Annotated in this window: 19 protein-coding genes; 2 read left to right on the top strand and 17 right to left on the bottom strand. The window is 76.2% G+C overall.

What is annotated here, in order from left to right; translation table 11 throughout:
• Positions 1–82: 82 nt before the first annotated feature.
• The 11 genes from ACSNOD_RS10390 to ACSNOD_RS10340 form a co-directional block, all read right to left on the bottom strand.
• The gene (locus tag ACSNOD_RS10390; protein ID WP_436766534.1) at positions 83–739 is read right to left on the bottom strand and encodes a D-glycero-alpha-D-manno-heptose-1,7-bisphosphate 7-phosphatase; all 657 of its coding nucleotides are present in this window, start codon (positions 737–739) and stop codon (positions 83–85) included.
• A gap of 154 nt (positions 740–893) precedes the next feature.
• On the bottom strand, positions 894–2,036 hold the full coding sequence (locus ACSNOD_RS10385) for a glycosyltransferase family 2 protein (RefSeq protein ID WP_436766533.1): 1,143 nt from the start codon (positions 2,034–2,036) through the stop codon (positions 894–896).
• Positions 2,033–3,838: a carbamoyltransferase family protein gene (locus ACSNOD_RS10380; RefSeq protein ID WP_436766532.1), complete on the bottom strand. Its 1,806-nt coding sequence runs from the start codon at positions 3,836–3,838 to the stop codon at positions 2,033–2,035. Before ACSNOD_RS10380 ends, ACSNOD_RS10385 begins: the two co-directional genes overlap by 4 nt.
• 163 nt (positions 3,839–4,001) lie before the next feature.
• Positions 4,002–4,991 carry an NAD-dependent epimerase/dehydratase family protein gene (locus ACSNOD_RS10375; protein WP_436766531.1) on the bottom strand — a complete coding sequence of 330 codons (990 nt, stop codon included), beginning with the start codon at positions 4,989–4,991 and terminating at the stop codon, positions 4,002–4,004.
• A 47-nt stretch (positions 4,992–5,038) separates the two neighbouring features.
• A complete protein-coding gene (locus ACSNOD_RS10370) occupies positions 5,039–5,230 on the bottom strand; it encodes a DUF2795 domain-containing protein (RefSeq protein WP_436766530.1) in 192 nt (63 codons plus the stop codon).
• A gap of 156 nt (positions 5,231–5,386) precedes the next feature.
• Positions 5,387–6,133: an SDR family oxidoreductase gene (locus ACSNOD_RS10365; protein ID WP_436766529.1), complete on the bottom strand. Its 747-nt coding sequence runs from the start codon at positions 6,131–6,133 to the stop codon at positions 5,387–5,389.
• 171 nt (positions 6,134–6,304) lie between these two features.
• Positions 6,305–6,574 carry a hypothetical protein gene (locus tag ACSNOD_RS10360; protein ID WP_436766528.1) on the bottom strand — a complete coding sequence of 90 codons (270 nt, stop codon included), beginning with the start codon at positions 6,572–6,574 and terminating at the stop codon, positions 6,305–6,307.
• A gap of 218 nt (positions 6,575–6,792) precedes the next feature.
• Positions 6,793–8,130 (bottom strand): MFS transporter, encoded by a 1,338-nt coding sequence (locus ACSNOD_RS10355; RefSeq protein WP_436766535.1) that lies wholly within the window; start codon positions 8,128–8,130, stop codon positions 6,793–6,795.
• Between the two features lie 1,375 nt (positions 8,131–9,505).
• Positions 9,506–9,910: a DUF742 domain-containing protein gene (locus tag ACSNOD_RS10350; protein WP_436766527.1), complete on the bottom strand. Its 405-nt coding sequence runs from the start codon at positions 9,908–9,910 to the stop codon at positions 9,506–9,508.
• A 9-nt stretch (positions 9,911–9,919) separates the two neighbouring features.
• Entirely contained in the window at positions 9,920–10,360 is a 441-nt protein-coding gene (locus ACSNOD_RS10345) for a roadblock/LC7 domain-containing protein (RefSeq protein WP_436766526.1), read from the bottom strand.
• Complete coding sequence (locus tag ACSNOD_RS10340; RefSeq protein ID WP_436766525.1) at positions 10,357–13,401, bottom strand: nitrate- and nitrite sensing domain-containing protein; 3,045 nt, start codon at positions 13,399–13,401, stop codon at positions 10,357–10,359. Before ACSNOD_RS10340 ends, ACSNOD_RS10345 begins: the two co-directional genes overlap by 4 nt.
• Before the next feature lie 411 nt (positions 13,402–13,812).
• Here ACSNOD_RS10340 and ACSNOD_RS10335 point away from each other — a divergent pair, with 411 nt between their 5' ends.
• Positions 13,813–14,232, top strand: coding sequence for a hypothetical protein (locus tag ACSNOD_RS10335; protein ID WP_436766524.1), 420 nt, complete (start codon positions 13,813–13,815; stop codon positions 14,230–14,232).
• A 96-nt stretch (positions 14,233–14,328) separates the two neighbouring features.
• Here the strand turns inward: ACSNOD_RS10335 and ACSNOD_RS10330 are convergent, their stop codons facing one another.
• From ACSNOD_RS10330 to ACSNOD_RS10305, 6 genes are all read right to left on the bottom strand, one after another.
• Positions 14,329–19,083, bottom strand: a complete 4,755-nt coding sequence (locus ACSNOD_RS10330) for a hypothetical protein (RefSeq protein WP_436766523.1) — start codon at positions 19,081–19,083, stop codon at positions 14,329–14,331.
• A 79-nt stretch (positions 19,084–19,162) separates the two neighbouring features.
• Positions 19,163–20,071, bottom strand: a complete 909-nt coding sequence (locus tag ACSNOD_RS10325) for a hypothetical protein (protein WP_436766522.1) — start codon at positions 20,069–20,071, stop codon at positions 19,163–19,165.
• Positions 20,072–20,148: 77 nt separating this feature from the next.
• Positions 20,149–21,687 carry a hypothetical protein gene (locus ACSNOD_RS10320; RefSeq protein WP_436766521.1) on the bottom strand — a complete coding sequence of 513 codons (1,539 nt, stop codon included), beginning with the start codon at positions 21,685–21,687 and terminating at the stop codon, positions 20,149–20,151.
• A gap of 134 nt (positions 21,688–21,821) precedes the next feature.
• Positions 21,822–22,466 (bottom strand): pyroglutamyl-peptidase I, encoded by a 645-nt coding sequence (pcp, locus tag ACSNOD_RS10315; RefSeq protein ID WP_436766520.1) that lies wholly within the window; start codon positions 22,464–22,466, stop codon positions 21,822–21,824.
• A 12-nt stretch (positions 22,467–22,478) separates the two neighbouring features.
• Positions 22,479–23,447 carry a DUF979 domain-containing protein gene (locus tag ACSNOD_RS10310; RefSeq protein WP_436766519.1) on the bottom strand — a complete coding sequence of 323 codons (969 nt, stop codon included), beginning with the start codon at positions 23,445–23,447 and terminating at the stop codon, positions 22,479–22,481.
• Positions 23,444–24,193, bottom strand: a complete 750-nt coding sequence (locus tag ACSNOD_RS10305) for a DUF969 domain-containing protein (RefSeq protein ID WP_436766518.1) — start codon at positions 24,191–24,193, stop codon at positions 23,444–23,446. The genes ACSNOD_RS10310 and ACSNOD_RS10305 overlap by 4 nt, the downstream gene beginning before the upstream one ends.
• A gap of 224 nt (positions 24,194–24,417) precedes the next feature.
• Between ACSNOD_RS10305 and ACSNOD_RS10300 the strand changes: the two genes are divergently transcribed.
• Complete coding sequence (locus ACSNOD_RS10300) at positions 24,418–25,140, top strand: GntR family transcriptional regulator (RefSeq protein ID WP_436766517.1); 723 nt, start codon at positions 24,418–24,420, stop codon at positions 25,138–25,140.
• Positions 25,141–25,234: the final 94 nt, after the last annotated feature.

Here is a 25,234-nt window from a genome sequence, read left to right as displayed (position 1 = left end):
GGGCGCGCGGGCGGTGCTCGTGCCGACCCCCGCCACGTTGCCGGAGGAGATCGCGACGGCACGGTCCACGGCGGCGTGGGGGTCATCGGGAGCCCCCCGGAGGGAGGAGCGCTGCGACCGCCGTGGCGAGGTCGGGGGCCGTCGCCGCCGTGGACCGTGCCGTCGCGATCTCCTCCGGCAACGTGGCGGGGGTCGGCACGAGCACCGCCCGCGCGCCCGCGGCCCGCGCGGCCGTCACGTCCGAGCCGATGTCACCGATGACCACGGCCGCGGCCGGGTCGACGCCCAGCCGGGCGCATGCCGCGTGGACCAGGCCGGGGGCCGGCTTGCGGCAGCCGCAGCCGTCGGCGGGGCCGTGCGGGCAGATCGCCCAGAGGTCGACCGGACCGAGCAGTTCCTCGGCCCGCCGGCACACCGCCTCGACCCGCTCGCGGTCCAGCAGCCCCCGGGCGACGCCCGACTGGTTGCTCACGACGGCGACCGGCAGGCCCCGGCCCCGTACGGCGGCGAGCGCCTCACGGGCGTACGGCATGACCCGTACGCGCGCCGGGTCGCCGTTGTAGGGCACGTCCTCGACGAGCGTGCCGTCGCGGTCGAACAGCACCGCGCCGGGCACGCGGCCCGGCGGGCGGGGGCCGCCCGGGGCGCCGTCCGGAGCCCGGGGCGGGAGGTCCACGGCGCGGGCGCCGTGGAACGCGAACACCCACGGCGCGTCGGCCGCCGTAGCCGCCACAGGCACCCCGGACACCCCAGGCGCCCCGGGGAGCGACCCCGCCGCCGCGGGCGTCCGTACGGCGCCACGCGGATCGGGGGGAACCGCCACGCCGGGTGACGGTGTCCGGCCGTCCGTCGGGGGGAGCGACAGCGAAAACGTTCCGGCCGCCGCTCCTCCCCTACGCGCGCCCACCGGACACCGCCCGGCCGCCGCCGGCCCCGCGGCTGCCGCACGGGTGGTCGAAGCCGGCCCCGTGGTGGCGGGTGCCGCTCCGCCGGGCGGCGCCCCGGCCTGAGGCGGCGGTGTCCGCGGCGGCGCGCGGCCGGCGTCCGGCGTCGGCGCGCCGGGCCAGGGCCCGCATCCAGTGGGCCGCGGCCACCGGGGGGATGAGCGCGCTGCTGGCCGCCATGGTGACGATCTCGTCACGGGTACGGGGGCCGGGCAGGATGCGGGCGAGGGCGAACTCGGCCGTGCCGGCCGCCCAGAGGGCGCCGAGCGCGCCGGCGGGCCGCCAGCGGCCGGCGGCGGCGCAGACCGCGGCGGCGACCGCGGCGCCGGTCACCGCGAGGTGCCGGGGCAGCCGGCCGCGCGGGGCCCCGGCCATGGACCACCAGTCGCGCCCGTGGAGGCGGCCCATCAGCACGTCGTCGGCGTTGCCGGCCTGGGTCCTGACCGAGACCCAGCGGTCGGCGGGCCGCACGGGGTGGGTGGTGCGCCGGGTGCCGGTGGTCAGCGACCAGCCGGCGGCGAGGACGCGCAGGGCCAGGTCGGCGTCCTCGCGGAAGGCGCGCGGAAAGCGCTCGTCGAAGCCGCCGACGGCGTCGAGCGCGGCCCGGCGGTAGGCCATGTCGGCGGTGATCCAGCGGGCGGTGGCGAGGCCCGCCGTGACGCGCTCCCAGTCCGTGGGTTTGCGGTCGGCGGGCAGCGGCACGGTGATGTGGGCCTGGCTGCCGCCGATGCGGGGGCCGGCCGCGGCGAGGTCGGCGGCGAGGTCCCGGGCCCAGGAGGGGCCGGGGACGACGTCGTCGTCCAGGAAGACGATCCAGGGCTCGGGCGCCGCGGCCCACCCGGCGTTGCGGGCGGCGGCCGGGCCGGCGGCGCGGCCGCGCACGATCTGCACGAGGGGGCGGAGGGCGTCCGGGACCGACACGGGGAGCGGGCTGTCGCCGGCCCGGCGCCGGTCGTCGACGAGGACGATCCGCCGCGGGTGGGGCGGGCCGGCCTCGGCCAGCGCCCGCAGCAGGGTGGTCAGGCTGGGCCGGCCGAGGGTGGGGACGACCACGGCGAACTCCGGTGCGGGGAGCGGCTGGTGACTGCTCATCGGCCGCCCTCCCCCGGGCCGCCCGGTAGGCCACCGGTGGTGTCCGTGAGGCCCGGCGCGCCGCCGGCGGTGCCCGTCGGCCCCGGCGCGCCACCCGTCGTGTCCGTGAGGCCCGGCACCCCGCCCCCGTCGTCGGCGCCGCCCGCCGCGTCCGGCTGTCCGCCGGCGAAGAACGCGCCCCTGCGGATCACGAAGGGGCCGATGGCCAGCAGGTCCACGGGGGCCGAGCCGAAGCACTCCAGCGCGTCCCGGGGGTCGTCGACCATGGGGCGGCCGGCCGTGTTGAGGCTGGTGTTGACCACCACGGGCAGCCCGGTCAGCCGCTCGAACCGGTCGAGCATCCGGGCCACCAGCGGCTCGTCCACGGGGTCGACCGTCTGGATGCGCGCGGTGCCGTCGACGTGCACGACGGCGGGGATGCGGTCGCGCCAGCGGGGGGCCACGTCGTGCACGAAGAGCATGTACGGGCTGGGCAGCGGGCCGTCGAAGATCTCCGCGGCGCGGTCGGCGAGCACCATCGGCGCGACGGGCCGGAACTGCTCGCGGCCCTTGACGTCGTTGAGCCGCTCCAGGTTGCCGGACCGGCCCGGGTGGGCGAGCAGGGAGCGGTGGCCCAGGGCCCGGGGCCCGTACTCGGAGCGGCCCTGGAACCAGGCGACGATCGCGTCCTGGGCGAGGGCCTCGGCCACCGTCTCGGCGACGTCGGGGGGCCGTTCGAACGGCACGGCGGCGGTCTTCAGCCACGCCTCCAGCTCGGCGTCGGACCAGCGGCGCCCGAGGTCGGCGCCCGGCATCGGCTCGGTGCCGTCGCCACCGGCCGCGGCGAGGTGGAGGGCGCCGCCGAGCGCGGTGCCCGCGTCCCCGGCCGCCGGCTGCACCCAGATCCGGTCGAAGGGGCCCTCGCGGGCCAGGCGGGTGTTGGCCACGCAGTTGAGCGCGACGCCGCCGGCGAGGGTGAGCACCTGGTCGTGGGTGCGGCCGTGCAGCCAGCGGACGAGGTCGAGCAGGGTCTCCTCCAGACAGACCTGGGCGCTGGCCGCGAGATCCGCGTGCGCCTGGGACCACGCCTCGCCCGGGCGCAGCGGGGCGCAGAGCTCGGCCCAGGGCACACCGGTGGCGCGGAAACCCCCGTCGCCGGTGGCGTACACGTGCTTGCGCAGCTCGCCGAGCATGCGCGGGGTGCCGTACGAGGCGAGGGCCATCACCTTGTACTCGTCGGAGGAGCGCAGGAAGCCGAGGTGCTCGGTGAGTTCCTCGTAGACCAGGCCGAGGGAGTGCGGGAGTTCCTGCCCGTAAAGGGGCTCGATGCGGTCGCCCACGCGGCGGGCCGCGAGGTGGGAGGTGGCCTCGCCGCGCCCGTCGAGGACCAGGACGGAGGAGTTCTCGGCACCGGGCGCGGCGTAGGCGGCGGAGGCGGCGTGGGCCAGGTGGTGGGGGACGAACCGCACGATCTCCGGGTCCAGCCCGGGGAGGGCCGTGCGCAGGAAGCCCGGGGCCTCGCGCGCGTAGGTCAGCCGCAGATGGTCCCAGGGGTCGTCCAGGCCCATCTCCGCGGCCGGGCGGGCGAGCGCGGGGTCGAAGGAGTAGGTGACGGCGTCCAGGTCCTGCGGGCGCAGGCCGGCCTGGGCGAGGCACCAGGCGGCGGACTTCTCGGGCAGCTCCCACGCGGAGAACGGCAGCGGCCGCTTGCCGTGCTTGCGCCGCGAGAACCGCTCCTCCTCGGCGGCCGCGACGGTGCGCCCGTCGATGACCAGCGCCGCGGCGGGGTCGTGGAAGAGGGCGTTGATGCCGAGAACGCGCATGGGGTTCGCCTTTCGTCGCCTGTCACCTGTCGTCGCCTGCGGCCTGTCGCCTGCCGCCCGTCGCCTTTGGGTCGTCGCCTTTGGGTCGTCGCCTTTTGGTCGAACGCCCGGGCGGGAGGGGCCGGCCCGCCTTCCGGAAGGGGAGTACGGGCCGGGCCGGCGGTCAGGGCGCCCGGTGCGCGCGGTACCAGCGCACGGTGCGGGCCAGGCCCTCGTCCGCGCCGATCAGCGGCTCCCACTGGAGCTTGCCGCGGGCGAGGGTGATGTCCGGGCAGCGCACGGCCGGGTCGTCCGTGGGCCGTTCGATGAAGCGGACCGTGGAGCGGGAGCCGGTGAGATCGATGATCTTCCGGGCGAGGTCCAGCATGGTGATCTCGTCGGGGTTGCCGATGTTGACGGGCCCGCGGAGATCGGAGGCGGCCATGGCGAGAATGCCGCGGACGGTGTCGTCGACGTACGCGAGCGAGCGGGTCTGCCGCCCGTCGCCGGTGACGGTGAGGGGTTCGCCCGCCAGCGCCTGGCGGATGAAGGTGGGCACGGCGCGCCCGTCGTAGCCCCGCATGCGCGGACCGTAGGTGTTGAACAGCCGCACGATCCCCGTGTCGGTGCCGTGCGCGGCCGCCTCGGCGGTGGTCAGTGCCTCGCCGAAGCGCTTGGCCTCGTCGTAGACGCTGCGCGGCCCGACGGGGTTGACGTTTCCCCAGTACGCCTCGCTCTGCGGGTGCTGCTGGGGATCGCCGTACGCCTCCGAGGTGGAGGCGAGGAGGAACCGGGCCCCGTGGCGCCGGGCGAGCGCCAGCGCGTTACGGGTGCCCAGGCTGCCCGTCTCCAAGGTGTGCAGCGGCAGTCGCAGATAGTCGGCCGGGGAGGCCGGGGACGCGAAGTGCAGCACCAGGTCGACGGGGGCGGCCACGGGGTCGGGTACGTCGAACGCCTCGGCCTCCGTGACATCGGCCCGGATCAGCCGGAAGCCGGGGCGGTCGGCGAGGTGCGCCACGTTGTCCGGGCTGCCCGTGCAGTAGTCGTCGACGCAGGTGACGGCCGTGCCCTGGTCGACCAGGGCGGTGCACAGGTGCGAACCGAGGAAGCCGGCGCCACCGGTGACGACCGCGTGCCGGAAGCGGGGGGCGGGCGCGTCGTGCACATCGTGCATGGGACTCTCCCTTCGTGCCCGGTCTTGCACCGCGGGCACGCTGCGCTCTAGGACTTGAAGACTTCCTTCTGGACCTGGTCCGGGCCCGTGTACTTCTTGTCCTTGAGGTGGGCGAGCTTGTCGACGAGCTTCTCGTCGGCGCCGTTGTCGCGCGCGCACTCCACCAGGTGCTGGCGGTCGGTGGGGTACGGGGCGCCCTTGAGCGCCTTCTGCACATCGGTGGGCTTGAACTCGGCCATGGGGGCCTCCGGTGGTCGTGGGGTCGCGGCCCGCCCCGGGGGCGGGCCGCCTTTCGGACCACGTGAGTACCCCTCGCGCCTGGGGCCAATCAGGTCAATTCACCTGTTTTCGGTCTGGGTGCCGGCCGGGCCCGGCCGGTGGGGCACGGGCGGGCTCTACGGCCAGGACGACTCGCTGCGCGGCACGACCACGAGCTCGGGCACCACGCTGCCGGGCGGCACGGACAGGGCGTACAGCACGGTGTCGGCCACGACGTCCGGGCTCTGGAGCAGACCGGTGTCCGCGTCCGGGAAGCGGTCGAGGACGAAGGGCGTCTCCATGCCGCCGGCCATCACTCCGGTGACCCCGATGCCCAGGCAGTCCCGCTGGGCCTCCTTGAACAGCGTGTGGGTGAACGCCCGGAGCCCCGACTTGCCCGCCGCGTACGGGCCCGCCTCGGTCCAGGTGCGGTTCGCGGCCGTGGAGAGGATGTTCACGATGTGGCCGTGGCCCCGGGCGACCATGCGCCGATACGACTCCAGGCACAGATACATGGGCCCGAGGAGGTTGGTGGCCACCACGCGCGTCACCTCGTCGGCCGTGAGGTGCTCGATCGGCTTGGACACGTCCACGGCGGCGTTGTTCACCAGGATATCCACGGGGTGGGCGCGCTCGTCCAGCTCCGCGAACAGCCGGGCGACGGCGGACGCGTCGCGGACGTCCAGCTCCTCGGCGGCGGCCCGGTGGCCCTCCTCGGTGAGCCCGGCGCAGAGCTTCTCGGCGAGCTCCCGGCGCATGTCGGCCACGGTCACGGAGGCGCCGGCGCGGGCCAGCCGGCGGGCGATCGAGGCGCCCAGGCCCCGCGCGCCGCCGGTCACCAGGGCGTGGCGGCCGCGCAGATCGACGTAGGGGACAGCGGGCATGGCTTACCTCCAGGTTTGTGTGCTCCCGACCCTCCGACGCCCCCCCGTTTCCCGCCCGGCCCCACCCCGCTCGGCGCAAACCGTTTCCCGCCCCGAAGGGGCCGGGGCGGCGACAGCGCACACGCGCACTCGGCGTACGCGCACTCCCCCGTACGCGCACGTCGCGCCACCTCAGCGGTCGTCGTCCGCCTTCCGGCCGCCGCGCCGGCGCCCCTGGCGCCGCTCGTCCTTGCCGGACGGCTGCTCCCGTACGCCTTCGAGGGCGTCCCCGTGCCCTGTGCCGCCCTTCGTCCGGTATCCCTCGGTCGAGCTCGCGGTGCCCTTGATCGAACGGTCCCGGGCCGTGCTCTCCGCCCCGGAGTGGGCCCCCGGCTCGCTCTCGTCGCGGGCGCGCTCGGCGGCACGCGGGTTCTTCGGTTCCTTCGGCGACCGCTTCGTCATCGTCCGACTCCTCTCGTGACCACCGGGCCGGTGGACCGTGCGACGGGGGAACGGGGGCGACGCCGGTGGCCCGGCGGCCGACGAGCGGGGTACCCGGAGCGGAGCCGAGGAAACGAACCGGGGCGAACCCGGCAAAGCGCTCGCGGGCGGCCGGCCCGGGGAGGGGCCGACCGCCCGCGAAGGGTGGCCGTGGGGCTCGGGCCCCGTCGGGGCCGTGCTCAGGCCGCCGTGGAGAGCTGCGGCACGGGGGCCGCCGCCTGCGCGTCCGCGCCCACGGCCCGGACCGGCCGGATCTCGGCGACCGGCCGCGCGGCCCGCCGGCCGTGGTACAGCGCGCCCGCTCCGATGACGGCGGCGATGAGGAGACCGCCGGTGACCAGCGCGCCCCGGGGGCCCGCCCACTCCATGAGCAGGCCGAGCAGCGGCGGGCCGGCGAGGCCCCAGCCGGTGCTGGCGCTGCGCCACACGCCGAGGACCCGGCCGCGCATGTGCGCCGGCGGATCGGTCTGGAGCACGGTGGTGCCGGCCGTGTCGGAGAGCGACTCGACCACCGCCATGGGGGCCACCAGCAGGATCAGCACGAAGAGGCTCGGCGAGAGGCCGGCCGCGACCTGGAGCAGCGCGCCGACGGCGGCGAGGGTGCCCACGAGCCGTACGGAGGGCTTCTGCAGGCGGCCTGCGAGCACGGCGCCGATGATGCCGCCCACCGCGAGCACGGTGGAGACGGTGCCGAACTGCTCGGCGCCGCCGGCCAGCGGGCCGGTGACCAGCACCACGAGGGTCAGCCCGTAGTTGCGGCCGAACACGGCGCTCACCGCGGTGATCGCGGTGAGGGCGACCAGCCGGGGGCGACCGAGGAAGAAGCGCAGCCCGTCGCGGGCGCCGGAGCCTGCTTCCGGCGCGGCACCGGTGGCGGCCCCGCCGGGGGTGATCTTTTCCGGCGCCGTGGCGGGGACGCCGGCCGGCTCGCGCGCCGTCGAGGGGGCGCCGGCCGGCTCGCGCAGGGCGGAGGCGACCGGACGCAGGAACGGAACGACCGCGGCGACGAACAGGAAGGACACGCCATTGGCGGCGTAGGCGACGGCGGTGCCGAAGCCGGCCACGGCCACGCCGGCGAGCGCCACGCCGATCAGCCGCCCGGCGCTGTGCACCAGGGAGCCCAGGGCGATGGCGGACGGCACGTCCTTGGCGGGCACGAGGTCGTTGCCGAGCAGCGAGCAGGCGGGGCCGTCCACGGTGGCGATCAGGCCGGTCACGGCGGCGAGGATCAGCAGCATGGGCATGCTCAGCATGCCGAACGCCACGAGGGCCGCCGTGGTGAAGGCCACGGCGCCCAGGACGGCCTGGCTCACGGCCGCGGTCAGCTTCCGCGGCCAGGCGTCGACGGCGGCGCCGCCGGCCAGCCCCAGCAGCAGGCCGGGGGCGGCCTGCACGGACAGGGAGAGCCCGGTGGCGGCGGCGGACCCGGTGATCTGCAGCACCAGCAGGTTCTGCACGGTCAGCTGCATCCACGTGCCGGTGTTCGAGACGAGGTTGGCCACGGACCACCAGCGCATGCTGCGGGTGCGCAAGCAGCGCCAGGGGGCGCGGTCGGCGCGCTCGGCGGGCGTCGAGGCGGCGGGGCGGCGTCGCCGGGAGAAGCGGAGGGCGGCGTTCAGGCCGCGGGCGGCGGCACGGAGGCTGGGCGTATAGGCAGGGTTCATCGTCGCAAGGCAGGGGTGGTGTCGGGAGCACGGGGGCTCGCGCGCGGCGTCGGCCGCTGCGGTGGGGCAGAAAAAAACCCCGGTCCCGGGGCGGTGGCCGGCCGTCGTCGGCTCAGCGGATTCCATCTTCACAGACGCTTCTCACCGCCGCGCGGGTCGCGCGGCGGGGCGGGCGCCGCGACGCCCCCAACTCCCTTGCGGGGCAAGGGAGGGAGCACTTCTGGTGTGCTTGCTCACACACTTCTCCGGCGGGCCGCGGAGGCGAAAATTCCCGTTCGGGGACATCCGTGTCCGAGGCCACACCGGGGGCCGCCGCCCCGCCCTCGGCACGGTGGCGCACGGCCCCGTCGCGCGCCCGCCCAGCCGCAGGGGTGCCGCGTACGGGGTCTCCGCACGGCCGGAGGGCCCCCGAGGAAGGAACGCCCCGCCCGTGGCGCACCAATCACCCCCCGCCCGCGCGGCGAGTCCGGGCCGGCCGGGCGCCCCGTGCGCGGCACCGCCGGGGTGGGCGGGTTCCCGGGCGTCGGGCTTCACGATGACCGTTCGAAAGCCCAGGGCGCGAACACCCTCCCCGGGCGGGGCGGCCGGATCGTCCGGCGGCCGGTCACCGGCGGGACCCGGGAACGCCCCGACCGCCCCGCGCGGGCGGAAGCCGACCGCCGGGCCCCGGCCCACCCCCGCACGGGCGCCCCGGCGCGACAGCGCCCGATCAGGGCAGCCGCACGGCGTGGGCGCCGGACGTCGCCGGCCCCGCGCGCAGCGCCCGGAGCAGCGGCCACCCCGCCCCCTGCGGGGGGGAGCCACGCGCGGGCGCCGGACCCGACCGGGAAAGCGCTACGGGCCCGCGCGGGCGGAAACCGACCGCCGGGCCCCGGCCCACCCCCGTACGGGGTGCCCCGGCGCGACAGCGCCCGACAAAGGCAGGCACACGCCCAAACCGGCGCCGGACATCGCCGGCCCCCCACGCGCAGCGCCCGGAGCAGCGGCCCCGCAGCCCCCGAGGGGGCCACGCGCGGGCGCCGACCCGGCCGGGAAAGCGCTACCGGCCCGCGCGGGCGGAAACCGACCGCCGGGCCCCGGCCCACCCCCGTACGGGGTGCCCCGGCGCGACAGCGCCTGACGGGGGCGAGCGTCGCGGACCCCGCGCGCTGCGCCGCGCGTGGGCGGGTCATCGACGCCAGGCGCGTTCCCCGCGCCGGTGGGACGGCCGGAGGTCGTGCCACCTCTGTCAGAGCGCCCGCAGGGCGCTGATCACGTCGCGGAGGACGCTCTCGTCGGGGAGCTCCGCCGGCGGCACGGGGCGGGTCACCCGGACCCAGCCCCCGTCGACGAGATCCCCGATGAACACCCGCACCACGCCGACGGGCAGGTCCAGCTCCGCCGCGAGTTCCGCCACCGACCGTGGCATGTCCTCACAGAGGGCAACGATGTCGAGGTGCTCCGGGGCGAGCCCCGCGTCCGCGGTCGGCGGCCCCTCCGGCCGCCCCGCGCCGGGGGCCGCGCCCGGGACCACCACCGCGATCAGGTCGAGCCTCTCCTCCGCCGCCCCCCTCGTACGGCCACGCGTCATCGCGTACGGCCGGACGACCGGACCGGCCTCGTCGTCGAACCAGCGCTCCCCCTCCCCGCCCATCGCGACAGGTCACCCGCCGGCGGGTCGCTCGATGCGCGGAGCGGTGGCCAGATGCGCGCCCACCCGCTTGACCAGCAGGGTCATCTCGTAGGCGATCTGGCCGACGTCGGCGTCCGCGTCGGCGAGGACCGCCAGGCAGCTGCCGTCGCCCGCGGCGGTGATGAAGAGGAACGCTTCCTCCAGTTCCACCACCGTCTGCCGGACCGCGCCCGCGTCGAAGTGGCGGCCCACGCCCTTGGCGAGGCTGTGGAAGCCGGACGCGACCGCGGCCAGGTGCTCGCCGTCCTCGCGGCCGAGGTCCTTGGACGTGCCGGTCGCCAGGCCGTCACCGGAGAGGACGAGCGCCTTCCGGATGGCGCCGACACGCTCGACCAGTTCGTCGAGGAGCCAGTTCAGCTCGCCTCCCGGGCCGGTTCCGGCGTCGTGTGCGGTGGCGTTCGGTGCGGTCATCGACCGTCCCCTTCTGGTGTCGTTCCTGGTGCTGTGTCACCGGCGGGCCGGATGTCCCGCTCGGTGGTCCTGTCGCCGAGGTGGCGTTCGGAGCGCCCCTCGGCCCGGCTCTCGGTCGGGCCCTCGGCCGGGGCGGGGGCCGGGTACTCCCCCGTCTCCTCCCGACCCCGCCGCCAGCCGCGCTGAAGGGCGGCCATGCGGGCCCGGGCCTCCTCGGCCTCCCGTACGGCGTCCCGTTCGGCGTCCCGTTCGGCGTCCGCCGCACGGTCACCGCTGTCCGCGTTCCCCCGGGCCCGGCCGCCCCCGTGCCTCTCCCCGTCTCTCTCCCCGTCGCCGTCCCGGCCGGGCCGCTCGGCGGGGCCGTCGCCCTTGAGCTGCGGGGCCAGGCTGGCCTGGCGCACGCGGCGCGGCAGCGTCGGCCCGGGGGCCGGCGCCGGCTCCCGCTCGTCGGGGTGGGTGCCGGCGTCCCGCGGCTCCGGCCCGGGACCGTCCGCCGAAGCCCGGCGCGCCGAGCGGTCGTGACCCTCCCGTGCCTCCACCGGCCGGCCGTGGTCGGCCACCAGAACGGGCGAGCGGCGGCGGCGCGGCAGGGGCACCGGCCCGCTCGGGGGCCGGTCCTCCCGGGAGGCGCCGGACGATGTGCGGGGGAGGCCGTCGACGGCGGCCACCGGACCGCCCTGGGCGGCGGACGGCGCACCCGGGGCACGCGGCAGATCGACCGGCGCGCGCGGCAGATCGGCGGCGGAGGGCGGGACCGACTCGACGGGGGCCAGGACCGGCCGTCCCCCCTCGCACCGGCCACGGCTCCGCTCGGGCACCTGGTCGCGGCCGCGCCCGTGGTCCGCCTCCCCGCTCCGCCCCCGGAAGATCACCTCTTCCTCGTCGTCCACGAACGCGCCGAGCGCGTCGAGCGGCGCCTCCAGCTCGACGGGCCCGCCGATCGGCGACCCGCCCCGCACGGCCGGCCCGGACCGTACGGGCTGCCCGGACCGTACGGGCTGACCGCCCCGCGGCGAGCGCCCCGAGCGGTGCGCGGCCCGCACCCGCCCCTGGGCGAGCGCGCCCAGGGACCCGACCGGCGCGCCCCGCTCCGCCGGGTCCGGCTCCCTCGCGGCCGCGGCGCCCGGGCCGCCGCCCCGCGCCGGGTCGCCCTCCGTGAGGAGCGCGCCCGGAATGAACACCACCGCCGTGGTCCCGCCGTACGGCGACGGCTGGAGCGAGACCCGTACACCGTGCCGGCGGGCCAGCCGGCTGACGACGAACAGACCGAGCCGGTCGGTGTCGGAGAGCTCGAACTCGGGGGTCTCGGCGAGCCGCAGATTCGCGTCGACGAGCGCCTCGGGCGCCATGCCCAGGCCCCGGTCGTTGATCTCCAGGGTGAAACCATTCGCCACCCGCTCGCCAAGCACCTGGACCGCGGTGTGCGGGGGTGAGAAGACCGTGGCGTTCTCGAGCAGTTCGGCGATGAGATGGGTGAGGTCCCCGACCGCGGGGCCGCTGACGGCGAACGGCGGCAGCCGGCGCACCTCGATCCGCTCGTAGTCCTCGACCTCGGCGACGGCCGCCCGCACCACGTCCATGAGCCGGACGGGCTTGCGCCACTGCCGCGAGGGGGTCGCGCCGGAGAGGATGACCAGGCCCTCGGCGTGCCGGCGCATCCGGGTGGTGAGGTGGTCCAGCCGGAACAGATCGGCGAGTTCCTCGGTGTCCTCCGTACGCCGCTCCATCGCGTCCAGCAGGGTCAGCTGCCGGTGCAGCAGCACCTGGCTGCGGCGGGCGAGGTTGACGAAGACCTCGGAGATCCCCTGGCGCATGTCGGCCTGTTTGACGGCGGCCTCGACGGCGGCCCGCTGCAGCGTGTTGAGCGCCTGCCCGACCTGGCCCATCTCGTCGCCGCCGTAACTGAGCCGCGGCGCCTCCGTGTCGACGTCGATCCGCTCGCCGGCCGCCAGCCGCCGCATCACGCTGGGCAGCCGGACCCCGGAGATCTCATGGGCGTCCTTGCGCAGCCGGGTCAGGTCCTTGACCAGCCCGCGGCCGACGCGTACGGAGACGACGACGGAGACCAGGACGGCGGCGAAGCCGAGCACCCCCGCGATCCCGGCCTTCAGCAGTACGGCGAACGCGGCGGGCTCGACCCGCTGCGCGTAGTGGTCGCCGGCCTCGACACTCATCCGGTACAGGTCGTCGAGGACGGCGCCGGCGGCGGCCTGCCAGCGCTCGGCGTTGACCGCGCGGAGGGCGCCGTCGGCCCCCGCGGCGATGATCGCGTCCTCGGTGTTCCGCAGCTCCTGGGTCCCGGGGCCGCTCCAGTACTTCTCGAAGGGCTCGGCCTCGGCGGCCGGCAGTACGGAGAGGTTGGAGGCGTAGAGGAGGTTGCGCTCGGCCACGTGGTCGGAGAACGCGCGCAGTTGGCCCTTGCTGAGGGAGCCGGCCGCCATCGCGGCCGCGAGCAGGGCGTCCTCGCGGGAGAGCGCCTCGCGGGCGCGGGCGATCCCGACCAGCGCCCGGCCCTGCTTGTCCATCTCGGCGTCGTCGATGGGGTGCAGGGTGACGAGGAAGGTGTAGCAGGACTCGACGATCGCGTTGTACGACGAGAGGGCGCCGCTGCGGGTGATGGTGCCGTCCTCGATCTTCCGCCGCAGCGCCTCCAGCCCGTCGAGCTCGTCGAGGAGGGCGGTGAGCCGGGCGCCGGCGGCGGGGGCGATGCCGTCGCGCACGGCCTCGCTCGCCGCGTTGTCGCGGAGCCGGGTGGTCATCTTGTCGGTCTCGCGGGACTGGCGGTTGAGCAGCCCCAGGGCGTCGGAGCGGCGGGGGTCGGCGAGGTAGACCAGGGCTTGGCGGCGTTCCTGCTGGAGCTCGTGGACGGTGTCCCCGGCGGGGTAGCCGACCCGCTCGAGCACCCGTGCCACGTCCAGGAGTTCCTTGGCCTCGTAGCCGGTGATGGCGGTGGCGAAGGCCCAGATGGAGGTCAGGGACACCAGCGGCACCAGGAGCAGCCCCACGATCTTCCTGCGGATCGACTTCCCGCGAAAGCGCATGGCCTCCCCTTGGTCAACCCGGGTGCGCCGGGACGGTCTTCCGTCGGTGTTCCGTCAGCAAACGGCGTGAGCCTACTACTGCGTCCGGGACAACTCGACGGCGAGCCCGTACGGGCGTGCGGGGAACGCGCGTCGGCACGTCGCCAGTTGCCCGGCGGCACGTCGTGAGTTGTCCGATGATGGCCGGACATCGCATCCTCGCTGGTGGGGTGCCCCGTTGTGAACCCCGCGGCGGGCCTTGGCCGGTGGAAGCCGCCGGAAAACCGGCCGAAGGGGAACCTTTCGACTGCGCCATTCGTGATCGGTTTCGGGGGACGGCTTTTCAATCCGGTGCGGACCGGGCAGCCAACCAGAGGTCGGACGGCTCACGCCCGGCCCCGTCGGCCGGCCTTCCGGGGGGAGTGACGAAGCATGTACGACGACGGGTCGTCGCCGCGGCCGCACGGCCGCCGACCGCTGTGGATCGAGGAGCCCGCGACGCGACCGCGGCTGCCCGATCCGGTGCGGGACGCGGCGGTGCGGGCGGTTCTGATCGTGGCCGGCACGACGGTGCTGGCGATCATCGCGGTGCTGTGCGCCCTGTCCGGGGCGTGGCTCGCCCTGCCGGCGATCTTCGGAACGGTGGCCGGCACGGTGGTCGCCACCTGGAGCGTGCTCGACGTCTGGGTCACGCGCCAGGTGTGGATGCAGCGGCACGGGGTGATATCCGTCCCGAGCAGTACGGCGCGCGCGCTGCGGCGGGAGCGGCGGCAGGCGCGGCGCCGGGAGCGGGCCGCGGACCGGGCCGACAGACCCGCCCGGCCCGCGGAGGGCCGCCTCTCCCAGGCGTGACGCCCGGGGCCCCTCCCCTGGGCGGGGCCCCGTACGGCTCCCTGGGGGCGGCCCCGTACGGCGAAAGGCTCCCGCTCCGTAACGGCGTGGGCCCCGTTACGGCGTGGGGGCCGGCGGGCGGCGGTACATCCGGGTCGCCGTGATCTCCCCGTGCACGGCCTCCGCCCCCGCCTCCTGCTGCTGCGGCAGACCGGGCCGCAAGTGCTCCTCGACGCTGATGTACTTCAGCCCCGCCCGCAGGTCCGCGTCATTGCGCAGCCGGATGACCAGCGGAAACTCCGCCAGGGCCGTGGTGTCGAACAGACCGGTGGTGTACAGCAGCTGCACGCCGAGCGCGTCGGCGACCGCCCGCTGGAGCTCCAGCAGATACGTGGCGTTGGCCCGGCCGATGGGGTTGTCCAGGAAGAGCGTGCCCGCGTGCCGGTGCTTGTCGCGGCCGCGGTCGTTGCTGCGCAGCGCCGCCATGGTGCAGTACAGCGCGATGGCCGCGGTGAGCAACTGTCCGCCGGAGAACACGTCGCCCATCTGCCCGACCGGCACCCGCTCCGCGCGCAGCACCGCGTCGGGCTTGAGGATCTCCACGGCGATGCCCTTGGGCCGCAGCGCGGCGGCGACGCCGCGCAGCAGCAGCGACATGCCGTCGCGGCGCAGATCGGAGTTCTTGCGCACGGCGGCCCGGGTGGCCTCGTCGATGACCTCGCCGAGGCGCTCGGTGAGCGTGGCGTGGTCGGGGTCGTCGAACCGGATGCGCAGGAATTCCTGTCCCGACCACTCCCCCAGGCCCTCGGGGAGCCGGGAGAGCCGCTGGGCGGAGCGCAGGGTGGCCAGGGAGGACTCCACCAGCCCGCGGAGCCGGTCGACGATGCTGTCGCGGTTGCGTTCGAGCTGGGCCAGTTCGTCGGTGAGCACCCGCAGCCGGGGCGCGAACGCGTCCGCCCACGCCGCCGCGTGCTCGTGCAGCGCCGCGGCGGGCAGCTCGCGGATCTGCTGGCGCGCGGGGGTGCGCACCTGCTCGTAGCGGACGGAGTTGGCGTGGCGTACGAGCACATCGCTCGCCTCGCGCACGGTGGCGTCGGCGGCGGACAGGTCGGCGGCGCAGCCGCGCAGCGAGCGCCGGGCCTCGGCGGCGGCCTGCCGCGCCTCGGCGAGGGTGCCGCGGTACGGCTCGGGCCGCTCCTCGCCGTCGGCGGCCTCGGGGGCGCGGTCGGCGTCGCGGACGTTGTCCCGCAGCAGGTCGCGCAGGAGGGCCGCGCTCTCGTCGAAGCCGCCGGCCGCGTCCTCCGCGGCGCGGTGGGCGCGCAGCAGGTCGGCGTGGGCGGCGCGGGCCGCCTCCAGGGCGTCGGTGCGGGCGGCGAGTTCGGCGGTGGCGGTGCGCAGCAGCGCCTGGGCGTGCTCGGCACCGGCCGGTACGAGTTCCTCCGGCAGCTCGGTGTGCGCCTCGCCGTCGAGGGGGGCGAGGCGCTCGGCCTCGCCGCGCAGGCGCCCGAGCTGTTCGCTGGCCGCGGAGGCGCGCGTCTCCAGCATCTGGACGAGGGACTCGGCGCGGGCGGCGGCGGCCTGCCGGGAGGGGCCGTCGGCGCCGTCGGTGCCCTCCAGGAGCTGGGCGGCGCGGGTGCGCACCTTGTTGGTGAGCCGGTCGAGTTCGGTGAGGGCGGCGCTCTCGTCGCTCTCGGCCCGGGCCTGCTCGGCCCGCAGGTCGGCGCCGACGCCGACCTTCTCGTAGAGCTGGGAGGCGGCGCGGTAGGCCTCGCGCAGGGCGGGCAGCGCGGCGCGGGGGGCGGCCGGGTCGGGCTGCGGGAGGTCGTCGGGGGCGCCGGCGATCTCGGCGCGTTCGGCGCGCAGGGCGCGGGCGGTGCGGCGGGCGTCGTCGGCCGCGCGCTGGGCGGCGCGGCGGTCCTCGTCGGCGGCGCGGGCGCGCTCCAGGCAGAGGGCGGCCCGCTCCTCGGCCTCGGCGGCCTCGTCGGCGAGTTCCCGCAGCCGCGACTGCCAGCCGGAGCGCTCGCGCAGGCGGAAGGCGAGGCCGGCGAGGGCGTCGGCGGCGCGCCGGGCGCGCTGGGCGGCGTCGGCGCGCTCGTCACGCACCCGGGCGGCCTCGGCCGCGACCTCGTCGGCCTCGGCGCGGGCGGCGCGGGCCGCGGCGAGGGCCTCGCGGGCGGTCTCGGCGGCGGCGCGGGTGGTGCGGGCGGCCTCGGCGAGTTCGGCGAGGCGGCCGGGCGGGCAGCCGGTGCGCCAGGAGGAGAGCCGGGCGGCGAGCGCCCGGTCGCCGGCCAGCCGGGCGGCCAGCGCGCGGATCTCCTCCTCGCGGGCCGTGGCGCGGGCGCGCAGGGCCTGCCGCTCGTCGTCGGCGGCGCGCTCGTCGTGCATGGCCGGGTTCGGTGGCACCAGGAAGACGTCCGGGTCGCCGGAGCCGGGCCGGGGGGTGGGCGCGAGCAGGGCGGCGGCGGTGCCGACGGCGACGGTGGAGCGGGGCAGCAGGGCGGCGGAGGCGAGGGCCTCGCGGGCCCGGGCGTGGCTCTCGGGGTCGGTGATGATGACGCCGTCGACGAGCTCGGGGCGGGCCTCCAGCACGGCCGCGTGGTCGGCCGGGTCGACGGCCTGGGCGAGATAGCGCCAGCCGGGCAGGGCGGGGATGCCGTGCTCGCCGAGGTACTCGACGGCCGCGAGGACGTCGGGGCCGGGCGGCAGCAGTCCGCCGTCGCCGAGGGCGCCGAGGATGCGGGAGTCGTCGGCGGCGGCGGTGCGCAGCTCGAACAGCTGGCGCTCGGCCGCGGCGACGGTCTCGTCGAGGACCTCCTGGAGCGCTTCGGCGCTGCGGTCGAGCTCCTCGGCGGTGAGCGCGCGGCCGGCCGGCCCGGTGGGCGCGCCGTCCGTCCCGGGGCCGTCGGCCAACCGTTCGGGGGCGGTACCGTCGGCGCGCTCGGCGACGGTGTCACCGGGGTCACCGGGTGCGCCGCCGGTGCGCGGGCGCGGCACGGAGGTGCCGCGCGGGGCGTCCTCGGCGACGGCCGCGGGCAGCCCGAGGAGTTCGGCGAGGCGCTCCTCGGCGGCCAGCGACGCGGCGGCCCGGTGTTCGGCCGCGTGGGCGGCCTCGGCTGCCTGGGCGGCGTCGGAGGCGCGGGCGGCGGCGAGTTCGGCGCGGGCCTCCTCGGCGGCGGCCTCCTTGGCCCGCTCGGCGCTCCGGCGGGCCGTCTCGCGGGCGGTGTCCCAGGCGGCGACGGCTGTCTTCTCGGCGTCGCTGGCGGCGAGCGCGGCGCGGGCCGGGTCGGCGTCGGGGGCGGAGTCGTCGAGCCATCCGGCGCGCACCGCCTCGGCGGTCTCCTGTTCGACCTCGGCGAGCCGCTGGCGCAGGTGTTCGGCCTCGCTGCGGGCGCGCTGGGCCGCGGTGGCCGCGGCGGTGGCGTCGCGGTGCGCGGCCTCGCCCCGCTCCTGGAGGGCGGCGGAGCGTTCCTCCTGCTCGTTGGCGACGCGCTCGCCGTCCTCGGCGGCGGCGTGCAGGGCCTGGACGAGTTCCCCGGCGGCGCGGGCGCGGGCCGCGAGCGCGGGGGCCGCGTCCCGCTCGGCCTCGCGGATGGCGGCGGCGACCCGGGCGGAGCGGTCGGCGGCGGCGCGGTGGCGCAGCACGGTCTCCGCGGCCTGCCAGGCGGCGGAGAGGGTGCGGGCGTCGCTCAGTTCGCGGCGCTGGGCGGCGGCGGCCTTCTCGGCGTCGGCCAGCGCCAGGGAGGCGTGGCGGTAGGCGAGCTCGGCGGCGATCCGCTCGCCGCGGGCCCGCTCCCCCTCGGCGGCGGTGACGGCGTGGGCGGCGGCGGCCACCTGTTCGGCCAGTTCGGCGGCGCGGCCGCGCTCCTCGGCGCCGCGCGCGGAGAGCCCGCGGGCCAGGGTGCGGGTGCGGCGTTCGGCCGCGGCGTGCACGCCGCGGGCCTGCTCGCGCTGGGCGGCGGCGTCCGCGATGCGGGAGAGCAGGTCGAGCGAGCCGGCCGTGAAGTCCCGCTCGGCGGTGAGCTCGGCGCGCCGGCCCAGCTTGTGGGCGAAGCCGTGGACGAGGTCGGCGAGCCCGTCGGTGTCCCGGGTGTCGGTGACGGCGCGCAGCAGCAGATCGGTGAAGTCGGAGTCGTTCTTGACCGCGAAGAGCCCCGCGGCCTCGCCCTCGTCGGCGTTCATCTCCCGCTGGTAGCGGAAGAGTTCCGGGTCCAGGCCCAGCTCGCCGAGGTGCTCGTTCCAGCGCTCGTGGACCTCCTCCCAGACGACGTCGAGGTTCGGGTAGGCCTTGCCGGCCTCGGTGATGGCGTCCCGGAAGCCCTTCATGGTGCGGCGGCGGCCGCGGGCGCCGGAGACGCCCTCGACCGGCGGCCGTACGGCGGTGGACTCGGCGACCGGCAGCGAGTCCAGGCTCATCCCGGGCCCGGGGCGGAACGAGTACCAGGCCTCGGCGAACTTGCGGGGGTCGTTGGAGACCTGGCGGCCGCGCCACTCGCTGACCTTGCCCACGACCACACACTCGCCGGTGACGGTGTGCTGCCACTCCAGGGCGACATGGCCGCAGTCGTCCGCGAGCAGGAACTTGCGCAGCACGCCGGAGCTGGCGCCGCCCAGGGTATTGCGGTGGCCGGGGAGCATCACCGAGAAGATCAGCTTGAGCAGCACCGACTTGCCGCCGCCGTTCTCCAGGAACAGCACGCCCGCGGGCGCGGGGCGGCGCGGCGGGCCGACGGGCTCGTCCTCGAAGAAGTCCGCCTGCGCGGGCGCGGGGTCGGCCACCGGCTCGCCGACTCCGCGCAGGTCCAGCACGGTGTCGGCGTAGCGCGCACCGGCCGGGCCGATGGAGTAGAGGCGGACGCGGGACAGCTCGTACATGGCGGCGGACTCTCGTTGGTTGTGGGAAAGGCGTGGGGCGGGCGCGGCGGGCGCGAGGACGGGGCCGGGGGTGGGGCGGTCAGGAGTGGAAGGGCAGCCCGGCGTCGGCGACGAGTTCGAGGTCGTCCGACGCGTCCGGGGGCAGCAGGGTGGGCGTGCCGTCGCCGACCGGGACGACGCCCAGCTCCAGCAGCTCGCTCAGGGCCGCGCCGCCGGCCATGTCCCGCACCTGGAGCTGGTAGCGCGCGGTGGTGCGGTAGGCGCCCCCGGCGTCGTCGCCGGTGCGCTGGAGGAATCCGGACTCGGTGAGGAAGGTGACGGCCTTGGCGACGATGCCGGTGGTGGAGCTGGCGAGCCGGCGGGCGTCCTTGGTGGCGCCGGTGGCGCTGCGCCGCGCGTAGACCCGCCAGGCGGCCTCCAGCCCGGGGGCGTCGCTGGTGGGGTCGGTGTTCTCGCCCTCCGCGGCGGCGCGCTCCTCCAGCCGCCGGCACGCCTGGCGGACGAAGGCGTCGACGCCGTTGACGGTGATCCGGCCGATGTAGCCGTCGTCGGCGAGGTCCTCGGGGCGCGGGAAGGCCATGGCGGCCACCGCGAGGTGGGCGAGGCCGTGCAGGAAGCGGTCGGCGGAGTCGGCGGCGGCCCGGCGGGCGTAGTCGCCCATCCGCACGGAGAACACGGAGTCCTCGGCGGCGGCGACGGCCATTCCGGCGCGGGTGGACACCTCCAGGACGACCAGCCCGAGGCCGGCGGCCACGGCGTCGGCCAGGCGCGCGAAGGCGGGGTCGTCGCGGTGGCGGCGCAGCAGTTCGGCGTACTCCGCGTCGCGGGCGGGCAGCAGCTTGGGCTGGAGCCCGAAGGCGACCAGGCGCGCGGCGTCCGCGGCGTCGGCCGGGGTGACGGCCCCGCCGGCCGCAGGGCCGCCCTCGGGGGCGCCGACGGGCCCGGCCTCCGGCCGCTCCGGGGCGTCGGCGTCGTCGTACTCGGTCACGGTGGTCGCTCCTGCGCGTACGGGCGGTTCGGGATGTACGAGGTTCACGGACGGTTCGGGGCGTGCGGGGGGCCGGCTCATGTCGCCTCCTGGCGGTCGGCGGCCATCCCCGCCGCGTCCAGCAGGGCCGTGCCCACGATGAGGTCGGCGCCGCCGAACTCGGGGTCGTCGAGTTCGGTGCCGTCGTCGACGGCGAAGAGCAGCCGTTCCTCCCCCTGGCGGTAGGCGGTGCCGACCGGGGGGCTCGCGGCGTGGACGGCGAGCAGGGCCACCAGATACGGCAGCTCGGGGTCGCGCCGGCGGGCCTCCGCGAGCAGGCCGGACAGCCGGCGGGGGGCATCCGGGGGCAGGTCGAGCAGCTCGGTGGCGGCGGCGAGCTGCTCCTCGCTGAAGCGGCTGTCGTCGGGGGTGGCGATGAGGTCGGGCTCGGGCATCTCGGCGCCGAGGTGTTCGCGCTCGGCCGGCGGGGTGAGGAGTATGTCCACGAGGTCGCCGACCCGTACGGCGGGCGGGGTGCGCAGGCCGGCGCCCCGGGCGAAGAAGGCGTCGGTGACGCGGGTGGCCCGCTCGACCGGCAGGGGCAGCACGGGTGCGATCAGCTGCCCGTACAGATCGAGGCCGGCGCGGGCGGCGGGGGTGGCGAACGCCTGCCGGTCCTGTTCGGCGCGGAACAGCGGGCCGGCCTCCAGCAGCCGGGACTGGAGCTGGGTGTGGCGGCGGATGCAGTCCTTGACGATGTCGACGAGCTCGGCGGCGCGCCGCTTGTGCTCGGGGTCCTCCGCCTCGTCCCGGGCCTTGCGGATGTTGGTGAGGATGGCGTTCTCGTGGCGGTAGCGCTCGGCGACGTGGTCGAGCGCCTCGGCGATCATGTCGGGCACGGTGCGCAGCCAGTCGACGGCGCGGACGTTGCGCCGGGTGGCGTCGAGGGTCTTGCGGAGCGTCTCGGCGTACTGGACCGTGCGGTAGCGCGCCTGCTCGGCGGCGAGCTGGGCGTCGGCCAGCCGGCCCCGGCTGATGAGCACCTCCAGCTTCACCTCGGCGGCGATCTGGGCGCTGGTCACATCGGTGTCGAGGGCGCCGACGAGCACGTTGACGGCCTCGTCGGTGGTGCGCAGATAGACGCTGCCGCCGGGGCCGGGCACCTCTTCGATGAGCTTGAAGTCGTAGTCCCGGCGGACGTACGCGCCGTCGGGGCCGAAGGTGCCGTAGACCGCGCGGAAGCCGCGGTCCACGCTGCCGACGTTGATCAGGTTCTCCAGCACCCAGCGGGCGACCCGCTCGTGCTCGGCGGCCGGCCGGGCCGGTGCCTGGGCGCAGACCCGGGGCAGCAGCCGGGCCACGATGTCCTCGTGGTCCGCGCCGGTGTCGAAGTCCATCGTGAGCGTGACGAGGTCGATGGCGGCGAGCGCCACCTCGGCCATGGCGTAGCCTCCGTACTCCCCGGCGAGGTTGGCCTTGCGCACATCGAGGTCGTGCAGCGGCGCGGTGCAGGCGAGCGCGCGCAGCCGTCGCGCCAGCCCCTCGTCGGCGGCCGGGCCCGGCGCCGGGCGGGCCGCCGCGGCGGGCTGTGCCCCACTGAGCTGGGGCGGAGCGAGATCCGGGGCGTGCGAAGTCACGACGCACAGACTAGAACCTCGCACTGACAACGGTCGAAACGGCGCGGATGGGGCCCCGCCCGGCGGCGGCCGCGCGGGGCGCCGTACGCCTCGGCGCGGGGCCGTACGCCACACAGCGCGGGACGCCGTACGCCTCAGTGCGTGGCGCCGCCGACCGCCACAATGTCCTGGGTGCGCGTGGCGACGACCGTGAGGATGCCGCGCAGCCCCTCGGCGACCAGCGACACCGGCAGCGCCGGCCGACCGCCGGCCACGACCTGTTCGGGCGCGAACGGCACATGGACGAACCCGCCGCGCACCGTGGGCCGTTCGGTGGCGATGAGGTGCATCAGCCCGTAGAAGACGTGGTTGCAGACGTAGGTGCCGGCGGACTGGGAGACGGAGGCGGGCAGCCCCGCCTCCTGGAGCGCCGCCACGCACGCCTTCACCGGAAGGGTGGCGAAGTAGGCGGCCGGGCCGCCGGGGACCACGGGTTCATCGATGGGCTGACGCCCCGCATTGTCCGGAATGCGGGCATCGTTCACATTGATGGCGACCCGTTCGACGGCGATGTCCGGCTGCCCGCCGGCCTGTCCCACGCAGATCACCACCTCCGGATCGGTGCGCCCGACCGCCTCCCGCAGCTCCTCCAGTGAGGTGCCGAAGAGGCAGCTGAGCCGGGCGGTGGCCACCTCCAGCCCCTCGGGCGCCTCCTTCGCGGCGAGCGAGACCGCCTCCCAGGAGGGGTTGACCACCTCCCCGGCGAACGGCTCGAATCCGGTCAGGAGCACCCGGGTCACTTACGGACCTCCTCAGAAGGCGAAGACGGTGATGATGACGATGTTGCAGGCCAGCAGCGCGCCCGCGGTGGGAATCTGCGCCTTGATGGGGCCGTACTGGTCCTTCAGTTCCAGCAGGGCGGCCGGAACGATGTTGTAGTTGGCCGCCATCGGGGTGCACAGCGTGCCACAGAACCCGGCGAGCATGCCGACCGCGAGTACCACGGCCGGGTTACCGTGACTTTGTTCGACGAGCACCGGCCAGCCGACGGCCGCCGTCATCACGGGGAACGCGGCGAAGGCGTTGCCCATCACGACGGTGAACAGGGCCATGCCGACGCAGTACACGACGACGGCGACGAAGAGCATGCCCTCGGGCAGTACGGCGGAGGTGATCCGCCCCACCTGCTTCCCGACCCCCGCGGTCTGGAAGATGGTGCCGAGAGTGGCCAGAAGCTGCGGCAGCAGCAGCGCCCATCCCATCGCCTCCAGCATCGAACGTCCCGCGTGCACCGGCGCGGTCGGCCGGCGCTCGCCCACCACCAGCATGCCGACCACCAGCGCCACCACCGCGCCGATACCGACGCCGAGCACGGTCTCGCTGCCCTTCTGCAGTACGGGCTCGCCTCCTATGCGCATTTCCTTGACGACCACCGCGCACACCAGGGCGACCAGGGGAATGGTGAGCGCCGGCACGAACAGCTTGTTGCCCAGGCGCGCGGCGGACGCCGCGCGCTTCTCCGGGGCGTCGGTGCGCGGCCGGCCGCGCCCGGTGAAGCCGAAGCCCGCCAGCCCCACCATCACCAGGACGGCGGCGCCCAGCGGCTCGGCGGGGGCGCTCTTGTCGACGACCCAGGTGCTGTAGACGAACCCCGCCCCCAACAGCCCCCAGAAGGCGGCGCTGCCGTGCCGCCGGGGGTTCGTACGGTCCACGGCCATCTGCGCGGCCATGGCCAGGAACACGGCTCCCACGAGCCAGTAGAACCACTCCGCCCTGATCACTTGGCCGCCTCCTCGGTACCGGTGCCGGGGGTGCCGCCGGCCGGGGTGCCGTCCGGGGGACCGGGCGGGGCGGCGGAGGCGGCCAGCTCGCGCTCCAGGGTGCGGTCCAGGCGCAGCAGCCGGGCGCCGTGGATGGCGAAGGCGCACAGGGCCGTGGGGATCGCCCAGAGGGCGAGGTGGAGCGGTTCGAGGTGCTGGTCGTAGGTGGTGTTCACGAAGCCGGTGATGAGCAGGATCGATCCCACGGCGAGGAAACAGTCCTCACCGAAGAAGAGCCCGACCGTGTCGGCGCTGGAGGAGTACGAACGAATCCGCTCCCGCGCCGCGTCGGTCAGGCGGCCGTGCTTCTTCTCGGCGGCGCCCTCCGCGATGGGCGCGACGAGCGGGCGCACGGTCTGGGCGGGCCCGGCGATGCTGATCAGCCCCAGGGCGGCGGTCAGTTGGCGCAGCCCCAGATAGAGAGCGAGGAACCGGCCGGTGGTGAGCCTGGCGAAGCGGGCGACCAGGGTGCGGCCCTGCTCCTGCAGCCCGTACCGCTCCAACAGCCCGATCACCGGAAGGGTGATGGCGAAGATGGTCACCGGGCGGCTGGAGGCGAAGCCGGACCCGAAGGCGGCGAGCACCTCCCCCGGCGACAGCCCGCCGAGCAGTCCGGTCACGATGCCGGCCACGCCCACCACGAGCAGAGAGTTGCGCCGGGTCGCGAACCCGACGACGACCACGAGAACCCCGAGCAGAACGATCACGATCCTTACCTTCCGCGTGTTGGTCCCGGCCGGATCGGTCGAGGAGGTCGCCCTGAGGCTAGGATGTTGTTCAACAATCCCACAAGGCTTCTTTCTGGGCGTATTCTCCTTTCCTGCCGCCGTTCATGACCGTTTTTCCGTCGCTCGGCGAGCGACGGGGAACGATCGGGACCGACGTCGATCGTGTACGACGCGTCAACCACCGCTGACCCCCGAGGGACTTCATGGATCGCATCGCACCGCAGTCCGGCACGAACGACCCCTTCGCACGGCTGATCGCCGACCGGCCGCTGATCGGTCGCGCCAGCACCGCCCAGCGGGTGGCCGACGTGCTGCGCGACCGGATCGCCGAGGGAGCGCTGCCACCGGGCACCCGCCTGTCCGAGGAGGCGCTCGGCACCGCGCTCGGGGTCTCCCGCAACACCCTGCGCGAGGCCTTCCGGCTGCTCGCCCACGGGAGACTGGTGGTGCACGAGATGAACCGTGGGGTCTTCGTCCGGGAACTCACCGTGGCGGACGTCACGGACATCTACACCGTCCGGATCGCGCTGGAGACGGCGGGCGTACGGGCCGCGCCGGGCGCCCCCCGGGAGCGGCTGGCCGCCGTCGCCCAGGCGGTCACCGGCGGCGAGAGCGCGGCCCGAACCGGCGACTGGGGCGCGGTCGGCACCTGTGACCTGCGCTTCCACCGGGCGCTCGGCGCCCTGGCGGGCAGCCCGCGGCTGGACGAGTACCTGGGGCGGCTCATGGCCGAATTGCGCCTGGGGTTCCTCGCCATGCCCTCGCCCCGCCGGTTCCACGAACCGTTCCTGCGCCGGAACCGGCTGCTGCTGCACCTGTTGGAGTCCGGGGAGACCGAGCGCGCGGAGGCGGAACTGGTCCGCTATCTCACGGACGCCCAGCAGATGATCGTCGACACCCTCTCCCCGCGAAAGGCCGACGCATGAGCCCGACCGCCCCCACGCCCGGAACCACGCCCGGAACCGCGCCCGGAACCGCCGGAACCGCTGCCGCCGCTGCCGCCCAGGCCCCCACCGAGGC

It is taken from the genome of Streptomyces sp. URMC 123, from assembly GCF_051386515.1.
Classification (GTDB): Bacteria; Actinomycetota; Actinomycetes; order Streptomycetales; family Streptomycetaceae; genus Streptomyces.
The sequence above is the reverse complement of the archived record's forward strand: the minus strand, read 5'-3'. Positions and strand labels throughout refer to the sequence as shown.

What these genes read in the sequence shown, in the direction of transcription:
- ACSNOD_RS10385 (WP_436766533.1), bottom strand. Translation starts at nt 2,036, where the DNA reads ATGAGCAGTCACCAGCCGCTCCCCGCACCGGAGTTCGCCGTGGTCGTC.
- ACSNOD_RS10380 (WP_436766532.1), bottom strand. Translation starts at nt 3,838, where the DNA reads ATGCGCGTTCTCGGCATCAACGCCCTCTTCCACGACCCCGCCGCGGCG.
- ACSNOD_RS10375 (WP_436766531.1), bottom strand. Translation starts at nt 4,991, where the DNA reads ATGCACGATGTGCACGACGCGCCCGCCCCCCGCTTCCGGCACGCGGTC.
- ACSNOD_RS10370 (WP_436766530.1), bottom strand. Translation starts at nt 5,230, where the DNA reads ATGGCCGAGTTCAAGCCCACCGATGTGCAGAAGGCGCTCAAGGGCGCC.
- ACSNOD_RS10365 (WP_436766529.1), bottom strand. Translation starts at nt 6,133, where the DNA reads ATGCCCGCTGTCCCCTACGTCGATCTGCGCGGCCGCCACGCCCTGGTG.
- ACSNOD_RS10360 (WP_436766528.1), bottom strand. Translation starts at nt 6,574, where the DNA reads ATGACGAAGCGGTCGCCGAAGGAACCGAAGAACCCGCGTGCCGCCGAG.
- ACSNOD_RS10355 (WP_436766535.1), bottom strand. Translation starts at nt 8,130, where the DNA reads ATGCGCTGGTGGTCCGTGGCCAACCTCGTCTCGAACACCGGCACGTGG.
- ACSNOD_RS10350 (WP_436766527.1), bottom strand. Translation starts at nt 9,910, where the DNA reads ATGGGCGGGGAGGGGGAGCGCTGGTTCGACGACGAGGCCGGTCCGGTC.
- ACSNOD_RS10345 (WP_436766526.1), bottom strand. Translation starts at nt 10,360, where the DNA reads ATGACCGCACCGAACGCCACCGCACACGACGCCGGAACCGGCCCGGGA.
- ACSNOD_RS10340 (WP_436766525.1), bottom strand. Translation starts at nt 13,401, where the DNA reads ATGCGCTTTCGCGGGAAGTCGATCCGCAGGAAGATCGTGGGGCTGCTC.
- ACSNOD_RS10335 (WP_436766524.1), top strand. Translation starts at nt 13,813, where the DNA reads ATGTACGACGACGGGTCGTCGCCGCGGCCGCACGGCCGCCGACCGCTG.
- ACSNOD_RS10330 (WP_436766523.1), bottom strand. Translation starts at nt 19,083, where the DNA reads ATGTACGAGCTGTCCCGCGTCCGCCTCTACTCCATCGGCCCGGCCGGT.
- ACSNOD_RS10300 (WP_436766517.1), top strand. Translation starts at nt 24,418, where the DNA reads ATGGATCGCATCGCACCGCAGTCCGGCACGAACGACCCCTTCGCACGG.